This is a genomic window from Pseudomonas sp. Marseille-Q5299 (genome assembly GCF_943737035.1).
GTDB lineage: Bacteria > Pseudomonadota > Gammaproteobacteria > Pseudomonadales > Pseudomonadaceae > Aquipseudomonas > Aquipseudomonas putida_E.
The window spans coordinates 848,029-863,848 of the sequence record NZ_CALSFR010000003.1; the positions used below are offsets into that span (position 1 = coordinate 848,029).

Genomic DNA, 15,820 nt, shown 5'->3' on the forward strand with positions numbered 1-15,820 from the left:
ATGCCCCGCTTCAGAGCCGCGCGTGGTATTGGCCTGCATCAGCCGCAGGTCAACGAGCATCATCTGCAGGCCAATGGCCTGCCGGAAGATGGTCGCCTGCGGCTGCTCAGCTTCAATATCCAGGTCGGCATCAGTACCGAGCGCTATCGGCATTACCTGACCCGCAGCTGGCAGCATCTGCTGCCGCACACCGGGCGCGCCGGCAATCTGCAGAAAATCGGCGACCTGCTCAATGATTTCGACCTGGTGGCCTTGCAGGAAGTAGATGGCGGCAGCCTTCGTTCTGGTTACGTCAATCAGGTGGAGCACCTGGCCCAGTTGGGGGGCTTCCCTTACTGGTACCAACAGCTCAACCGCAACCTTGGGCATTTCGCCCAGCACAGCAATGGGGTGCTCAGCCGCCTCAAGCCGCATCTGCTGGAAGATCACCCCCTGCCCGGTCCCTCCGGCCGCGGTGCGATCCTGGTGCGCTTCGGCGAAGGCGAGGACGCGTTGATAGTGGTCATGATGCATCTTGCGCTTGGTGCAAGGACCCGCGCTCGCCAGCTTGCCTACATCCGTGAACTGATCGGTGGATACCGCCATCAGGTCCTGATGGGCGACATGAACACCCATGCCAACGACCTGCTCGACCATTCTCCATTGCGTGATCTGGGCCTGATTGCACCTCAGGTCGAAGCCACCTTCCCCAGCTGGCGCCCGCAGCGGTGCCTGGACCACATCCTGCTCAGCCCGAGCCTGACCCTGGAGCGGGTCGAGGTGCTGGCCCAGCCTATTTCCGACCATCTCCCGGTCGCCGTAGAGATCCGATTGCCTGATGCATTGACTGTGGATACGCTTCCGGCCCTGAGCTAGATCAGCAAAAGGCCATTGGAGCACTCAAGAGTTCCAGCCGTGCGCCGACAGCGTGTAACCATAGCCCACCGATGCATCACCCGTTGCGGATCCAGGCATGACCGAAGAAGCCGAGCGCTGGAAAGAAAAATACCTTAAAAGCATCGAACAGCAGGAAAAGCTGGAGCGCCGATGGGCAGCGCGGCTTGACCTGCTGCGTCGGGGCCTGGTGCGCAGTACCTTGGCCGCAGAAGGCAGCGACAAGGCGGTGGACCAATGCATGAAGGAAATGCGTGAGGTCATTCGCAGCGACAACATGGATGCCGGCCTTGCCGGGTTGATCCCGCGTCTTGAAAAGGCCGTGCTCGACTCCGAGCAGCGCCGCGAAACCCGCATGAACCAGGTCAGCGATGCGCTGACCGCGCTCGTGACGCAACTGCAAGGCCTGCCGTTGTCCGGTGACGTATCGCGGTCGCTCAAGAAACTGGCGAAGAAACTCGACGGCGGCGTCAGCCAGTCGCGCGAGTTGCCGCCGCTGCTCGGAGAGCTGAGCGGGTTGCAGGGGCGGGCGCTGTCATCGTTGAACAGGCCGGATGAGGATGCCAGGCCGGGCTTTTTGCAGCGCTTGTTCGGCAACCGTGAGAGCGAACCACAGGGTGTAAACGCTGTAGAACCGGCGGCCCCTTCTGTAATCGCTGCGCCTGAACTGCAGCCATTGCCGGACGGGCCGGTGCTGGTGGATCTACCACCCCGGGATATCGACGAGCTGCAGCCGTTGGTAGCACCTGAGGTTCATGACCCTGTGCCTGTGGTGCCTGTGGTGCCTGAAACGCCTGTTGCCGCACCGCCCGCTCCAGGCGAGCCTGAGCCGCACGCACAGGAGGCGGTCGAGGTTGCACCCGTCTGCGCTGAGCAACCGCAGCGCCTCGAGGGCGCTCGAACCGAGCTGCCAATACAGGTCGATGAGCCACAAGCGCTTAAGCCCCTGGAAGAAACCTTCGGCGAAGACGGACCCTATTCACTCCCTGACGCAGTCGAGCCGCCCTACAGTCAGGTTGCCGCGCATATCGAGCAAACCCTGATCGGCCTGCTCGATGACCTTAGCCTGCCGGAACGCCACAAGGCCCAAGCCCTGGAAATGCGCGAGCGCGTGGCACGGGGGCTGAACTGGTACGAGCTGATCCCGGTGCTCGATGACCTGGCCGTGCTCATGCTGGCCATCACCGACAGCGGGCAACACGAATTCGAGACTTACCTGCAGCAGCTCAATGAGCGTCTGGAAAGCTTCCAGAGCCACCTTCATGAAGCCAGTGCCGGTCATGCCGACAACAGTTCTGCTGCGCGCGAGCTGGACAGCCAACTGCGTGAGCAGGTCGATGGCCTGCAAAGCAGCGTGCAGGGGGCGGCCGATGTGGACAGCCTCAAGCACATTCTCGAGAACCGCCTGGAAGGGCTGCTGGGCACCATGGATGAGCATCAGCATGAGCGTGACCGCCGCGAACAGGAACTCGCCGGGCGCCTTCAGGGCTTGGCCGAGCGCGTCGCTAACATGGAGCAGGAGGCCCTCGGCTACCGCGAACACCTGGAGGAACAGCGGCAGAAGGCATTGATCGACCCGCTGACCGGGCTGCCCAATCGCGCGGCCTGGAGCGAGCAGGTAGAGCGCGAAATGCAGGCCTGGCAGGAGAACGGCGGCCACTTGGCGATGGCGATTCTCGACCTGGACCACTTCAAGCGCATCAATGACAGCTATGGCCATCTGGCGGGTGACAAGGTACTGAAGATCGTCGCTGACCAGTTGCGCAAGCGCTTGCGGCCGCGCGATTTCATCGCCCGTTTCGGTGGCGAGGAGTTCGTACTGTTGCTGGCGCAGACGTCACCCACCGTAGCTGCGCAAGTGGCCGAGGTGCTGCGTGCCGCTATTGAAGCGTGTCCGTTCCATTTCAAGGGCGAACGGGTGGTTATCACCGCCTCCATCGGTTTGAGCGCATTCCGCTCGGGTGAGCGCGGTGATCAGGTGCTCAAGCGTGCTGATGCAGCGCTGTACCGGGCCAAGGACTTGGGCCGTAATCGGGTGGAACAAAGCTGAGCGGGTGAGCCGGGTGCGCATACGTTATGCTAATGCGTCACTGCTAATTACCCTGGCTTCTTCCATGAAAGCGTTGTTCACTGCATTTTTGCTGATCGTACTGGCCGGTTGTTCGACCGGCCTGCGTATCGACCGCAGCCATCCCTCGGCCAACCATGACAACCGCATCCAGTTCGTCGTGCTGCATTACACCAATGCCTCGCTGGAGCGCTCGCTGGCGCTGCTAACCCATGGCGAGGTCAGCAGCCACTACCTGATCGGAGATGGCCCAGCCACGGTTTATCAACTGGTCGATGAAAGCCGTCGTGCCTGGCATGCCGGGGACAGCCAATGGCAGGGGCGAACCTGGTTGAACTCAAGCTCAATCGGTATCGAGATCGTCAACCCAGGCTTTGACACCACGCCCAATGGGCGAGTCTGGTATCCGTACAGCGAAGCGCAGATTCAGTCTTTGATCGCGCTGCTAAAGGATATCGTCAAACGTAACAACATCGACCCTCGCCATATCATTGGCCACAGTGATATCGCACCCTTGCGCAAACTGGATCCGGGGCCGTTGTTCCCATGGAAGCGTCTTGCCGATGCGGGGCTTGGGGTATGGCCAGAGCCCAATGCCGTGGCGCGCCAGCAGGCGTATTTCAACGCCAATCCACCGAGCATGGGTTGGTACCAGCAAGAGCTGGCACGCTTCGGCTACGCCATCGAACAGACCGGGCAGCTCGATGTGGCTACCCGCCATGTCATTGCGGCGTTCCAGATGCGTTTCCGGCCACAGCGCTTCGACGGCATGCCCGATGCGCAGACGGCTGCCATGCTTCAAGTACTCAACCGGATGCGCTGATCCTCCGCGCGCCCTTGGGCTCCGCCAAACGGCCAAGCCAATACGCCATTCAGTTGCTATACCCTGTATATCAACTGGATGCTGCCCATGTCGGCTCTGATTACCGCGTTGCGCCAATTTTTTTACCGCCCCTGGATGCTGGCCTCTCTGGCAGCGTTGGCCAGCGCTGCGGTGTTGCTGACTGCCAGTATCGGTATTGCGCTGCAGCAGATGAAGCAGAGCGAGAGTGCGCAGATGAATGCGCAGGGCGAGCGTTTTCTCGACCGCCTCGAGCAGGTTTTCGGCCAGTTGCGCGAGGGTGTCGACGACCTGCAGGCGCAGCCTTTGCGCGGCTGCAACCCGGCGATGCTGGCGTTGTTGCAGCAAGTTGGGCTGGGCTCGCGTTTCATTTATGAGGCGGCATACGTAGACGTCAATGTCGCCTGCTCCAACCGCGGGGGGGCACGGGCTTTCGTGCCCACGCGGGCTCCGGACATCCAGGGCCCGACTTACAGCTATTGGCTCAATACCACCACCGAACCCAACGAGAACCTTGCCGCGTTGATGCTTGCACGTGGCAACTTCCTGGTTTCTACGTCGCGTGGGCACTTGACCGACGTGGTTGACCTGCCGCCCGGAGGTAGCCTGTTGGTGGTGCTGGACAATGGCACCAGAGCGATACCGGTACTGGGCCCGCCACAAGTCTGGCCGCCAGCTGACAATTGGCCGCCACCCAGCGGCAATTCGTTGTTCGAACTGCATGACCGCCTTGTCTATCGCATGCTGACCAAATCGCCCGATTACCAGCTCGTGCTGATCGCCCCACGAGCCAGCCTGCCACTGCGGATGAACGGCATGCTCTGGCTATTGTTCCCAGGCAGCGTTCTGGCGGCCTGTTGTATCGGTTGGCTGGTACTGCAGCTGATCCTGCAGCGGCGTTCCATGAGTTCAGAATTGCAGAACGCTTTGCGCCGCGGTGAACTGCAGGTGCTCTATCAGCCGATCATCGAACTCGACAGCCGCCGCTGTGTGGGCGCTGAGGCGCTGGTACGCTGGCGGCGCCCTGACGGGACCCTGACCAGCCCGGACCTGTTCATTCCGCTGGCTGAAAATACCGGGCAGATTCGCCAGATCACCGATTTCGTCCTGCAACGGGTGCTTGAGCAACTTGGCCAGTTGCTGCGTTCGCACCGCAACCTTTACATCTCGGTGAACCTGGCGGCCTGTGATGTGATGGTCCCGCGCATCGGCCGGGTGGCTGCACGGTTGCTGGCACTGCACAGGGTGGCTGCCAGCCAGATTGCCTTCGAGGTTACCGAGCGGGGGCTGATCGATGTGGTGGTGGCCCGTGACAACCTGCAGGCGCTTCGTTCGGTGGGGCATCAGGTGTTGATCGATGACTTCGGTACTGGCTACTGCAGCCTGGCTTATCTGCAGACCTTGCCGGTGGACTGCCTGAAGATCGACAAGGCCTTCATCGACGCGCTCGGGCACGATGCCGCCAGCAGTGGCGTGGCGCCTCATATCATTCGCATGGCCCATGACCTTCATCTACGGGTGATAGCCGAAGGCATAGAGTGCGAGGCCCAGGCGGTGCTGCTCAACAGCGAGGGTGTCAATTATGGCCAAGGCTGGCTCTTCGCCCATCCGCTCAATGCCCGGCAGTTCGTCGAGTTGGTGACGCGAGGCCGGCAAGTCCGCAGGCCACGGATAGATGATGAACCGTGAGCGTACTTGCAGTGGCCGGCAAGGCGTTGCCTCAACGACCTCTGCAGGTCAAGAAATCACACCGGAAGAGCCATGTAGAACTGTGTTCCCTGCCCGGGCCGGGAGAAGACGCCCATGCGGCCGCCGTGCAATTGCACGATTTCCTTGCACAATGCCAGCCCCAGCCCGGCCCCGCCCTTCTTGCGCCCTACCTGTACAAAGGGTTCGAAAATGCGCCCCTGCTGTCCGTAGGCAATGCCTTCGCCATTGTCCTCGACGCTGATGATGACGCGCTCCGCGTGGCGTCGCGCATGCAGGCGAATTCGCCCCCCGCTGCCGGTATGCCGAATGGCGTTGTGCAGCAGGTTGTCGAGCACACGATCCAGTTGGGCGATGTCGGCCTGGATCCGAGGCAGCGGCGGCTCCAGCGCCTTGATCAGCTCGATCTGCTTGACTGATGCCTGCTCGCTGAACCGTACCTGGGCACGTTCGAGCAGTTCGTCGATGGCACAGGGGGCGAGTTCGAGTTTTTGCAGCCCGCTCTGGTAGCGTGAAAAATTCAACAGGTCGTTGATCAGTTGGGTCAGGCGCTGCATTTCCTCGCCGATGGTCTCCAACAGGTCATTCTCACGCGCCTCAGGTGGAAACTTCACGCGCTCTCGCAGCAGGCCGAAGGCCATGTGCATGCCGGTGACCGGCGTACGCAGTTCGTGGGAGGCGCGCAGTACGAACTCGCTACGCACACGCTCGAAAGCGCGCTGCTCGGTCACATCGTGCAGCACCATCACGGCACCGAGAATCGGTCCTTGCGGGTGGCTGACCGGGGTCAGGCTGTAGGACAGCAGGCGTGACTCTTCATCAACCTCGATACTCAGGTCCTCAGGTGGGCGGTCCAGGCTACCGCCGCGCAGCACCTGGCGCAGCTGTTGCTCCAGTTCTGGGCGCTGCAGTGCCTCTGCCAAGGGGCTGCCCAGGCGGTTGTTGCTCCAGCCGAGCTGGCGCTGGGCGACCGGGTTGAGATGCTCCAGGTTGCCTTGGCGGTCGATGATCAGCAGGCCATCGTCGATGCTGTCGAGCACAGCCTGCAGGCGTTGTTGGCCGGCCAGCAGTTCATCGACGTTGGTCTCCTGGTGCTTGCGCAGCGCCTCGGCCATCAGCCCGAAGCGGCGGGTCAGCTGGTTGACTTCTATGGCTTGGCTGACGGGCAACGTGACATCGAAGTTACCTTGGCCGAGTTGATCTGCGGCCTTGGCCAGGGCTTCGATGGGTTGCCCGAAGCGGCGGGCGATGTTGTGTGCGGTAAAGAAGCCGAGCATCAGCACCACCAAGCCCGTCAGGCCGAGTACACCACTGACCAGTAAAGCGCGGTCGCGGGACAGTTGTTCGCTGCGAGTGATGTAATCGATGGCAAGCTTGTGCGAATCGATTAGGTCGGTGCGCACTTGGTTGAACGCGGCGCCCAGTGGCTGGTCGGCACCCATGCTGTTTGCCGGTGCAGGGCTTTGGCGATAGGCACTCAGGAAGGCCTGATAGTTGCTGCTGGCCTTGTTGAAGCCGGTACGTTCACCGCCTTGTGCAAGCCCTTGGTCAAGCAGGTCCTGGAAATTGTCTTGCAGCGCTCGCAGGCTCTGAGGCGAAGTTTGCGCATCGAGGATGAGCATCAGTTGCTCGCCCAGGTTCTGCCGAAGCTTCAAGCCTATTTCCAGGACATGGGTGGTATTGCTCACCGAAGCTTGCTGCGCGGCAGTCATTTGCAACACGCTGACCAAACCTAGCATCAGGCCCAGCAGAGCGACTGTGATCAGCGCTGAAATGCTGAGGAAAAGCCGCGTACGCAGCTTCATCGGCCATTTCATAGGTTGTACTGCTTACGCTTGCGGTACAGGGTCGAGGCATCGATACCCAAGGTCTTGGCGGCCTGGTCCAGTGTGTCACTGGCTGCCAGCACAGCGCCGATGTGGGCACGCTCCAGTTCATCCAGGCTCAGCGCCGCACCAACCCGGGGAGCGCTGCCGGCAGGTTGCTCGCCCATACCCAAGTGAATGATCTCCACCCGGTCCTGTGGGCAGATGATGCTGGCGCGTTCGACCACGTTGCGCAGTTCGCGGATATTGCCAGGCCAACGGTAATTGAGCAGCGCGGCGCGGGCTTCGTCGCTGAAGCCGCGCGCAGGGCGCGCGTACTCCTTGACGAAACGGGCGAGAAAGCGATCGGCCAGGGTAAGGATGTCCTCACTGCGCTCGCGCAGGGGCGGCAGGTGCAGGGTGATGACGTTCAGGCGGTAGAGCAGGTCTTCACGGAAGCGGCTTTCGCGGACCATTTCTTCCAGGTTCAGGTTGGTCGCCGCGAGGATGCGCACATCGGCGCGTCGGGTGACAGGGTCGCCTACCCGCTCATACTCTTTATCCTGGATGAAACGCAGTAACTTGGGTTGCAATGTCAGGGGAAAATCGCCGATCTCGTCGAGAAACAGCGTGCCGCCATCGGCCTGGTTGACGCGGCCCAGCGTGCTTTCACTGGCGCCAGTGAATGCGCCGCGGGTGTGGCCGAACAATTCGCTCTCCATCAGCTCGGCGTTCAGCGACGGGCAGTTGATGGTCACGCAGGCCTTGCGTGCACGCTTGCTCCAGCTGTGAATGGCGCGGGCCAGTTCGCCCTTGCCGGTCCCCGATTCGCCAAGAATGAGGATGTTGGCGTCGGTGGTGGCTACCTGACGTGCGGTTTCCAGCACGGCCATCATTGCCGGGCTATGCGAGTCCAGGCCGTCTTTGGGCTTGCGCACTTCACCTTCGAGCGCCTCCAGGCGTGCCGACAATTGGCGGACTTCCAGCTGTTTGGCGGTGGCCAGGCGCAACTGGTCGGGGCTGCAGGGTTTGACCAGGTAGTCGGCGGCACCGGCCTGGATCGCATCGACTGCAGTGTCGATGGCCGAATGCGCGGTGACGATCACCACCCGCATCCACGGTGCCTGGATGCGCATCTGTGCCAGCACATCCAGGCCGTTGTCTTCACCCAGACGCAGGTCGAGGAAGCACAGGTCGAACACCTGGCGCTGGAGCAAGGCTTCGGCCTGCGCGGCACTGTTGGCGGTGGCCACGCTGTAGCCTTCATCTTCGAGGCAGTAGCGGAAGGTGCGCAGGATCGCGGACTCGTCATCCACAAGCAGAATACGGCCTTGGTTGTCCTGGGCTGATTCCATTTCCAGCGCTCCTTTGGGAAAGATCTTCATTTAGTGTGGGAAAAATCGGGCAAGTTGCATGGTCAATTCTGAAGGATTCTGTCCTATGCATGCTAGCCAATGGCCAAAGAATGCCGTGAACCCGCGATATCTCAATGATTGCCTTAGAGCATTGAGGTGGCACATTGGTTGCGATGATTTGTGGATTTAGCCTACAGAAGGAGTGCGGTCATGCCTTTTACCACTCGAACGGCTGTGTTGACGGCCAGCCTGTTATCCATTTGCACCCCAGCGTTTGCCGACCCGGTTCAGGATGCCCGCCTGGAGGGCTCCCTACAGACTGCGCTGGCACTCAACCGCATGCTCAAACCGTTTCGCATTGAGGTCGAGGTGGATGGCCAGCGGGCACGCCTGACGGGTGAGGTCGAGAATGAGGTTGAGCGCCAGCTGGCCGAACACGTCGCACAGGCGACTCGAGGCATCGAACAGGTCGATAACCAGTTGCAGGTCAACGCCGGGCTGGTCGAGCGCCCGCTCGAATTGCGGGCTTACGCTCAGCGTCTTGAGGATGCAACCCTGGCTGCCGTCATTCGTGCCCGTCTGCTGTGGAGCCGTACGACGCAGAAGGCGCCTATCGAGGTACAGAGCAGTGAAGGTGTGATCACCCTGCGCGGCAAGGTCGACAGCGCTGAAGCCAAGGAACTGGCTGGGGTGGTGGCGCGGACCACTGACGGTGTGTACCTGGTCAACAACCTGGTCAGTCTGGATTCCGCAGCCATGGCCCAGGCTCGCGAAACGCCGGTGGGCGTGTCTACCGGGCCGCAGCCAAGTGACAGGTGGGTGATCGACAAGATCCAGAACAGCTTCCGCTTCAGCCGCAACCTTGATGGCCTGAACATCAAGGTGGCCAGTGAGGGCGGCATGGTGCGGCTGTCGGGTGAGGTAGTCAGCAGCGAGCAGAAAACCATCGCCGTTGAGATCGCGCGGCAAATCATTGGGGTACGTGGGGTGGATGCCGATCTGCTCAAGGTGGCGACCAAGGTTGAAGGATGAATCGTGCAATACGCACGACGCCAAGACGGGCATCGTGCAGGATACGTCCTCAGGCCCAATCATGTGTATGTATAAGTATCTGATTTATAAGTATTTATTAGAAATCGAGCCACTGGCACGCAGGCTGCAATTACCTGTTCAGGTTTGAATAGAAAAATTACAGCAGGAGAAGCCGGCATGAACCGCCAATCCGTCAACCGTTCGCAGATCGCCGCACTGCCACTGCGCCAGTTCCTGATACTGGGGATGGCGTTGCTGCTGGCTTTGGCCGCAGGCCTTTTTTACTACAGCTGGCAGACCGCGCGACTCACTGAGCAGGTTGCGGCGCAGACTGCGCTACTGGCGCAGATCCAGGCGACACGTGCCAACACATTGGTGAGGGCAGCGCAAAAGCTGCCTTCGGCCAACACCTCGCCGGCCACAGTCGAAAAAGTCGTGCCCCAGCAACGCTGGGTGTTCTAAGGCGCTGCGGTTTCGACACCGACCGGATCGATTTCAAAAAAGAAAGGAGAAGCATCATGCTGAGTTGGGCTATCACTTTCCTCATCATCGCCATTGTCGCCGCCGTACTCGGCTTCGGTGGTATCGCCGGCGCTGCCACGGGTATCGCGAAGATCCTGTTCATTGTCTTCCTGGTCCTGTTCGTAGCCTCCTTCTTCTTTGGACGTGGTCGAGGTTGACGATGAGCAGGAAGCTTTGCAACGCCGTAGCTGCCGCTCTGCTGTTGGGTGGTAGCGCAGCGGCGATGGCGGCCAATGATGGCCAGGTCAGCGCCGACAAGTTGCTCGGCTCTGACCCTGAGTACCGGGAGACCTGGCAGGACGCGATCAAAGGCGAGGAACGCCTGCCCGACTGGGTGATCAACCTGACGGGCAGTGCACAGCAGCAGATGTCCGCGGTGACCGAGGATGGTGACAAATATCTGGTCGGACCGCTGTGTGAATCCAAGGACAACTGCACCTACAAACGCCTGATCGTAGCGTTCAGCTGGGACAAGGACGATGCCTACGGGATGCTGGTGGAGGTACCCGAGGGCCTGCCGAGTGACAAGGCCCCAACCCGCCATGCGCAGTATCGTTGGCTGGGTGAGCCGGATGAAGGCATGCAGGCGATGCTGAAGGAGCAGCTCAAGCGTGACCCGAACTGGTACTGAGTGTCAGGGACGATTGGTCGCGCACTGTCACGTAATAGAAGTGGAACCTTTCTATAGTTCTCGCTTCTATGATGCGCTGCCCCGAGGAGGGGCCGCACATGACCAAGGGGCCGGGCTGTTCTGATTGTTGCAGGATCGGAGTGGCCTAGGGGTACAGGGAGTGCCTCCAGCAATGGGCCGGGTCAGGCAAGGCAAAATCGGAGGTTCAGGTCAGCAGTGAGTTTTCCCACATAGAGCTGGCCTGACTTCCGAGATGCCATCTTCATTTCAACATCTCCCTTTCAGCTTTTTCCTGCTGAGACACATTTTGTCTTGACCGCACATCAATTTTTTTTCGCTCAACGCTGCCGTTGTCAGGTGTCATTTCGGCCATTCGGATTGTCGAACAGGCCATCAATGTCCTCTTTTGCGTACTGCCAAATCAGCCGAGATCTGGCGGTTTGGTCGTGTTCGGGTTTCCGAACGTTATAAATCAATGACTTGCGAATGCCTCATTTTGACGCATTGCTGTATGTCGAATCGGCATGGGGTATGCGCTTCCGGCATTAGATTTCGTCCTTGCCCATCGCAATAGTTGCCGCCTTTTCGCTGGCCCGAGCGCCCTGTCGCTCGCTTGCGGTGTCCTTACATGAGGCCTCCGGACGGAAGCTGTACGATGCCCGTGACGTTGCCAACGGCTCTGTTACGTGCTTTTCCGGTCGGTGCCCGTGATCACTAGAACAAAGGGTAAAGACATGAAGAAGGCAAAATTGAGCCTCGCCTGGCAGATCGTCATCGGTCTGGTCCTGGGCGTTGCAATCGGCGCGCTACTGAATCATTTCAGTGCAGAAAAGGCATGGTGGATCAGCAACGTTCTCCAGCCCGCCGGTGACATCTTCATTCGCCTGATCAAGATGATCGTCGTCCCGATCGTGATTTCGTCGCTGATCGTGGGCATCGCCGGGGTTGGCGACGCGAAGAAACTGGGCAGCATCGGCCTGAAGACCATCATCTACTTCGAGGTGGTGACAACCATCGCCATCGTTGTCGGCCTGGTGCTGGCAAACCTGTTCCACCCGGGCGCCGGCATCGACATGAGCACCCTGGGCACCGTCGACATCTCCAAGTACCAGGCGACCGCCGCCGAGGTGCAGCATGAGCATGCGTTCATCGAAACCCTGCTGAACCTGATCCCGTCGAACATCTTCGCGGCGCTGATGCGTGGCGAGATGCTGCCGATCATCTTCTTCTCGGTGCTGTTCGGCCTGGGCTTGTCTAGCCTGCAGGCAGACCTGCGCGAGCCGCTGGTGCGTACCTTCCAGGGCGTGTCGGAGACCATGTTCAAGGTCACCCACATGATCATGAACTACGCCCCGATCGGCGTATTCGCCCTGATCGCCGTGACGGTCGCCAACTTCGGCTTCAGCTCGCTGCTGCCGCTGGCCAAGCTGGTGCTGCTGGTGTACTTCGCCATCGCCTTCTTCGCCTTCATGGTGCTGGGCCTTGTCGCACGCATCTTTGGCTTCTCGGTAATCAAGATCATGCGCATCATGAAAGATGAGCTGATCCTGGCCTACTCCACGTCCAGCTCCGAAACCGTGCTGCCGCGTGTCATCGAGAAGATGGAAAAGTACGGTGCGCCGAAGTCGATCTGCTCGTTCGTGGTACCGACCGGTTACTCGTTCAACCTCGACGGCTCGACCCTGTACCAGAGCATCGCGGCGATCTTCATCGCCCAGCTGTACGGCATTGACCTGTCCTGGAGCCAGCAATTGCTGCTGGTGCTGACCCTGATGGTGACCTCCAAGGGTATTGCCGGTGTGCCGGGCGTATCGTTCGTGGTCCTGCTGGCAACCTTGGGCAGCGTAGGCATCCCGCTGGAAGGCCTGGCCTTCATCGCAGGTGTCGACCGCATCATGGACATGGCGCGTACCGCTCTGAACGTGGTCGGCAATGCCTTGGCTGCCCTGGTGATCGCTCGTTGGGAAGGCATGTACGACGCCGCCAAGGGCGAGCAATACTACGCCTCGCTGATTGCGGACAAGAAGGAAGCGGCGCTGGTTGGCGAGACCGCCAAGCGCTGAACCTGACGCGTTGAACATTGAGCCCCGATTCATTCGGGGCTTTTTGCTGTCTGTAAGGGCCACATCGCCGGCGAACCGGCGATGTGGCCAGCGCAGGCTAAAGCAGCCGTTGGTGCGTTATCATTCAGGCACTTTTCAGGGGGAACACACGGATGCTCAACGGCCTTTGGCTTGGCTTTTTCCTGGTGGCGGCCGTATCGGCCCTGGCTCAATGGCTGGTGGGCGGCAACGCCGGCATTTTCGCCGCGATGGTCGAGAGCATCTTCGCCATGGCCAAGCTCTCGGTCGAAGTCATGATCCTGCTGTTCGGCACCCTTACCCTCTGGCTGGGGTTCCTCAAGATCGCGGAAAAGGCCGGTATCGTGGAATGGCTGGCCAAAGTGCTCGGCCCGCTGTTCGCCCGGCTGATGCCGCAAGTGCCACCCGGCCACCCGGCACTGGGCCTGATCACCATGAACTTTGCTGCCAACGGCCTGGGCCTGGACAACGCCGCTACGCCGATCGGCCTGAAAGCCATGCGCGCCCTGCAGGAGCTCAACCCCAGCAGCACCACCGCGAGCAACGCGCAAATCCTGTTTCTGGTGCTCAATGCCTCATCGCTGACCCTGCTGCCGGTCACCATCTTCATGTACCGCGCCCAGCAAGGCGCTACTGACCCGACCCTGGTGTTCCTGCCGATCCTGCTGGCGACCAGCGTTTCGACCCTGGTCGGTCTGCTGTCGGTGGCGGTGATGCAGCGTTTGCGCCTGTGGGACCCGGTGGTGCTGGCCTACATGATCCCGGGTGCTCTGCTGCTGGGCGGCTTCATGGCCTTCCTCGGTACCCTGTCGGCTGCTGCGCTGGCCAGCCTGTCGTCTGTCCTGGGCAACCTCACGCTGTTTGGTGTGATCATGCTGTTCCTGGTGATCGGTGCGCTGAAGCGGGTGAAGGTGTATGAGGCCTTTGTCGAAGGCGCCAAGGAAGGGTTCGACGTGGCCAAGAGCCTGCTGCCCTACCTGGTGGCCATGCTGGTAGCCGTTGGTGTGCTGCGCGCCTCCGGGGCCCTTGAGCTGGCATTGGATGGCATTCGTCACGCGGTGAGTTGGATGGGTATGGACACCCGCTTCGTCGAGGGCCTGCCGACCGCATTGGTCAAGCCGTTCTCCGGCAGTGCGGCGCGGGCGATGCTGATCGAGACCATGCAGACCCACGGCGTGGACAGCTTCCCGGCACTGGTAGCCGCTACCGTTCAGGGCAGCACCGAAACCACGTTCTACGTGCTGGCGGTGTATTTCGGTGCTGTCGGCATCCAGCGCGTGCGCCATGCCGTAGGTTGCGCCTTGCTGGCCGAACTGTCCGGTGTCATTGCGGCCATCCTGGTCTGCTACTGGTTCTTTGCCTGAGCCTGAGCGCTTTGCGCGACGGTCCAGTTCACCACCTGCGCGGCGAGTTGATCGTTGGCCATGCCGAAGCCGGCCACCACGGCCGAAACCTGCGTATCTGCCAGCAGCTGACGCACCTCGAAACGCTTGCTGGCAAGGATTCGCTGGCTGCGCCCCTGAACCAGACGCGCGTCATAGCGGATCACCACCTCCACCGCACCGGTTGGCCGGTACTCGCTCTGAAACGCCTGCAGTTCACCGGCCAGTTCATAGTCGGCCTGCAGGTTGCTGTCGTCGGCGCTCAGACGCTGTACACGCCCGTCGCGCTGGAAGCCATCGAGCAGGCGGTTGCGTAACAGCAACGGCACCGGGTCGCTCCAGCGGGCGCCTTTGTAGCTGCTGACCACGTCGCCCTTGGGGATCACAGCGATGCGTGGCCCGGCCAGCACTTCGCTTGCCAGCGGCTTGTTCAAGCGTAACGACCATGGCACCGGGGTCGCGCTGTGGCTGGCCTGGTTGACCGGCAGCCGGTAGATATCCACAGGCTCGCTCTGGGGCAGGATCGAGCAGGCGGCAGACAGGCTCAGCGCGGCCGTCAGGGCCAGCAGGCGCAGCGACAGCTTCATGGCTGGAACTCCTTGTTGTTGTCGCGGCCAAGCAGGTAGCCGCTCGGGTCGGCTTCCAGGCGTCGGGAAATGCCCTTGAGTGAGTTGAGGGTTTCACGCAGTTCGCGGATGGCCGGTGTCAGCTGGTTGAGGCCTTGCGCGCCGTCGTCGATGGACTGGCGGTTGTCATTGAGCAGGCTGTTGATGGTCGCAGTGCTGGCGGCCAGCGATTGCATGGCCTGCTCGGCGCTGCCGATGGCCTGTTTGCCCTCGGTGCCGAGCAGGCTGTTGGCATTGCGCATCAGCGCTTGGGTTTCGGCCAGCGTGGCGTTGGCCTGTTTGCCGACCTGGGCCAGCTGTTCTATGGCCTGGGAAATGCCGCCTTTGTGGTTGGCGAACGCACTGGTGGTCTGTTCCAGATTGGCCAGGGTGTTGCTCAGGCGGTCGATATTGTTTTCCGAGAACATCTGGTTCGCATTGTGCAGCAGCAGGTTGATGTTGGTGACCAGGTCGCTGCTGTCATTGAGTAGCTGCGAGATGGGGGAGGGCGAGGCGATTATCACGGGTAACTTGCCGTCTTTGCCCTTGAGCTCTGGGCTTTTCGGAGTGCCGCCGCTGAGCTGGATGAACGAGTTGCCGGTGACGCCGGCGAGGGTCAGTTTCGCCTGGGTGTCTTCCTTGACCGGGGTATCGCCGCTCAGGCGAACCCGGGCCAGCACCCGGCGCGGGTCCTTGGGGTCCAGGCGCAGGCTGGTCACATCACCGACCTTGATGCCGTTGTATTGCACGGGGCTGCCGCGGGACAGCCCGGAGACGGCTTCGTTGAAGATCACTTCGTAGTCCTTGAAGGCGTCGTCGACGCTGGACTTGGTCAGCCACAGGCCAAACAGCATGGCACCGGCCACCACCAGCACGGTGACCAGGCCGATGAGGACGTGATGAGCTCGGGTTTCCATC

The 15,820-nt window shown here is 61.1% G+C and carries 14 protein-coding genes; 10 read left to right on the forward strand and 4 right to left on the reverse strand.

What is annotated here, in order from left to right; translation table 11 throughout:
• The 4 genes from NGJ21_RS12615 (at position 1) to NGJ21_RS12630 (ending at position 5,471) form a co-directional block, all read left to right on the forward strand.
• A complete protein-coding gene (locus NGJ21_RS12615; RefSeq protein WP_046786736.1) occupies positions 1 to 855 on the forward strand; it encodes an endonuclease/exonuclease/phosphatase family protein in 855 nt (284 codons plus the stop codon).
• Between the two features lie 97 nt (positions 856 to 952).
• The gene (locus NGJ21_RS12620) at positions 953 to 2,923 is read left to right on the forward strand and encodes a GGDEF domain-containing protein (RefSeq protein WP_119687973.1); all 1,971 of its coding nucleotides are present in this window, start codon (positions 953 to 955) and stop codon (positions 2,921 to 2,923) included.
• Between the two features lie 64 nt (positions 2,924 to 2,987).
• Entirely contained in the window at positions 2,988 to 3,764 is a 777-nt protein-coding gene (locus NGJ21_RS12625) for an N-acetylmuramoyl-L-alanine amidase (RefSeq protein ID WP_218176286.1), read from the forward strand.
• Positions 3,765 to 3,851: 87 nt separating this feature from the next.
• Complete coding sequence (locus NGJ21_RS12630) at positions 3,852 to 5,471, forward strand: EAL domain-containing protein (RefSeq protein WP_115273173.1); 1,620 nt, start codon at positions 3,852 to 3,854, stop codon at positions 5,469 to 5,471.
• Between the two features lie 56 nt (positions 5,472 to 5,527).
• Here the strand turns inward: NGJ21_RS12630 and NGJ21_RS12635 are convergent, their stop codons facing one another.
• Both NGJ21_RS12635 and algB read right to left on the reverse strand, forming a co-directional pair.
• Positions 5,528 to 7,306: a KinB sensor domain-containing domain gene (locus tag NGJ21_RS12635; protein WP_115273172.1), complete on the reverse strand. Its 1,779-nt coding sequence runs from the start codon at positions 7,304 to 7,306 to the stop codon at positions 5,528 to 5,530.
• Positions 7,303 to 8,649: a sigma-54-dependent response regulator transcription factor AlgB gene (gene algB / locus NGJ21_RS12640; protein WP_046786732.1), complete on the reverse strand. Its 1,347-nt coding sequence runs from the start codon at positions 8,647 to 8,649 to the stop codon at positions 7,303 to 7,305. Before algB ends, NGJ21_RS12635 begins: the two co-directional genes overlap by 4 nt.
• Positions 8,650 to 8,859: 210 nt before the next feature.
• Here algB and NGJ21_RS12645 point away from each other — a divergent pair, with 210 nt between their 5' ends.
• The 6 genes from NGJ21_RS12645 to NGJ21_RS12670 all read left to right on the forward strand — a co-directional run bounded on the left by NGJ21_RS12645 (position 8,860) and on the right by NGJ21_RS12670 (position 14,279).
• The gene (locus tag NGJ21_RS12645; protein WP_251962174.1) at positions 8,860 to 9,681 is read left to right on the forward strand and encodes a BON domain-containing protein; all 822 of its coding nucleotides are present in this window, start codon (positions 8,860 to 8,862) and stop codon (positions 9,679 to 9,681) included.
• A 177-nt stretch (positions 9,682 to 9,858) separates the two neighbouring features.
• Positions 9,859 to 10,143, forward strand: coding sequence for a hypothetical protein (locus NGJ21_RS12650; protein WP_046786730.1), 285 nt, complete (start codon positions 9,859 to 9,861; stop codon positions 10,141 to 10,143).
• 56 nt (positions 10,144 to 10,199) lie between these two features.
• Positions 10,200 to 10,361 carry a DUF1328 domain-containing protein gene (locus tag NGJ21_RS12655; RefSeq protein ID WP_003252966.1) on the forward strand — a complete coding sequence of 54 codons (162 nt, stop codon included), beginning with the start codon at positions 10,200 to 10,202 and terminating at the stop codon, positions 10,359 to 10,361.
• A 2-nt stretch (positions 10,362 to 10,363) separates the two neighbouring features.
• Complete coding sequence (locus NGJ21_RS12660) at positions 10,364 to 10,834, forward strand: inhibitor of vertebrate lysozyme family protein (protein ID WP_046786729.1); 471 nt, start codon at positions 10,364 to 10,366, stop codon at positions 10,832 to 10,834.
• Between the two features lie 734 nt (positions 10,835 to 11,568).
• The gene (gltP, locus tag NGJ21_RS12665; RefSeq protein WP_046786728.1) at positions 11,569 to 12,897 is read left to right on the forward strand and encodes a glutamate/aspartate:proton symporter GltP; all 1,329 of its coding nucleotides are present in this window, start codon (positions 11,569 to 11,571) and stop codon (positions 12,895 to 12,897) included.
• A gap of 152 nt (positions 12,898 to 13,049) precedes the next feature.
• Complete coding sequence (locus tag NGJ21_RS12670; RefSeq protein WP_012316842.1) at positions 13,050 to 14,279, forward strand: spore maturation protein; 1,230 nt, start codon at positions 13,050 to 13,052, stop codon at positions 14,277 to 14,279.
• Here NGJ21_RS12670 and NGJ21_RS12675 read toward each other — a convergent pair.
• Together NGJ21_RS12675 and NGJ21_RS12680 are read right to left on the reverse strand one after the other, a co-directional pair.
• Positions 14,261 to 14,884: an ABC-type transport auxiliary lipoprotein family protein gene (locus tag NGJ21_RS12675; RefSeq protein WP_251962175.1), complete on the reverse strand. Its 624-nt coding sequence runs from the start codon at positions 14,882 to 14,884 to the stop codon at positions 14,261 to 14,263. The genes NGJ21_RS12670 and NGJ21_RS12675 overlap by 19 nt on opposite strands.
• On the reverse strand, positions 14,881 to 15,819 hold the full coding sequence (locus tag NGJ21_RS12680) for an MlaD family protein (RefSeq protein ID WP_115273169.1): 939 nt from the start codon (positions 15,817 to 15,819) through the stop codon (positions 14,881 to 14,883). The genes NGJ21_RS12675 and NGJ21_RS12680 overlap by 4 nt, the downstream gene beginning before the upstream one ends.
• Position 15,820 lies beyond the last annotated feature (1 nt).

Coding starts and splice junctions, on each gene's coding strand:
- NGJ21_RS12620 (WP_119687973.1), top strand. CDS start 953: ATGACCGAAGAAGCCGAGCGCTGGAAAGAAAAATACCTTAAAAGCATC.
- NGJ21_RS12625 (WP_218176286.1), top strand. CDS start 2,988: ATGAAAGCGTTGTTCACTGCATTTTTGCTGATCGTACTGGCCGGTTGT.
- NGJ21_RS12655 (WP_003252966.1), top strand. CDS start 10,200: ATGCTGAGTTGGGCTATCACTTTCCTCATCATCGCCATTGTCGCCGCC.
- NGJ21_RS12670 (WP_012316842.1), top strand. CDS start 13,050: ATGCTCAACGGCCTTTGGCTTGGCTTTTTCCTGGTGGCGGCCGTATCG.
- gltP (WP_046786728.1), top strand. CDS start 11,569: ATGAAGAAGGCAAAATTGAGCCTCGCCTGGCAGATCGTCATCGGTCTG.
- NGJ21_RS12680 (WP_115273169.1), bottom strand. CDS start 15,819: ATGGAAACCCGAGCTCATCACGTCCTCATCGGCCTGGTCACCGTGCTG.
- NGJ21_RS12630 (WP_115273173.1), top strand. CDS start 3,852: ATGTCGGCTCTGATTACCGCGTTGCGCCAATTTTTTTACCGCCCCTGG.
- algB (WP_046786732.1), bottom strand. CDS start 8,649: ATGGAATCAGCCCAGGACAACCAAGGCCGTATTCTGCTTGTGGATGAC.
- NGJ21_RS12615 (WP_046786736.1), top strand. CDS start 1: ATGCCCCGCTTCAGAGCCGCGCGTGGTATTGGCCTGCATCAGCCGCAG.
- NGJ21_RS12650 (WP_046786730.1), top strand. CDS start 9,859: ATGAACCGCCAATCCGTCAACCGTTCGCAGATCGCCGCACTGCCACTG.
- NGJ21_RS12675 (WP_251962175.1), bottom strand. CDS start 14,884: ATGAAGCTGTCGCTGCGCCTGCTGGCCCTGACGGCCGCGCTGAGCCTG.
- NGJ21_RS12660 (WP_046786729.1), top strand. CDS start 10,364: ATGAGCAGGAAGCTTTGCAACGCCGTAGCTGCCGCTCTGCTGTTGGGT.
- NGJ21_RS12635 (WP_115273172.1), bottom strand. CDS start 7,306: ATGAAATGGCCGATGAAGCTGCGTACGCGGCTTTTCCTCAGCATTTCA.
- NGJ21_RS12645 (WP_251962174.1), top strand. CDS start 8,860: ATGCCTTTTACCACTCGAACGGCTGTGTTGACGGCCAGCCTGTTATCC.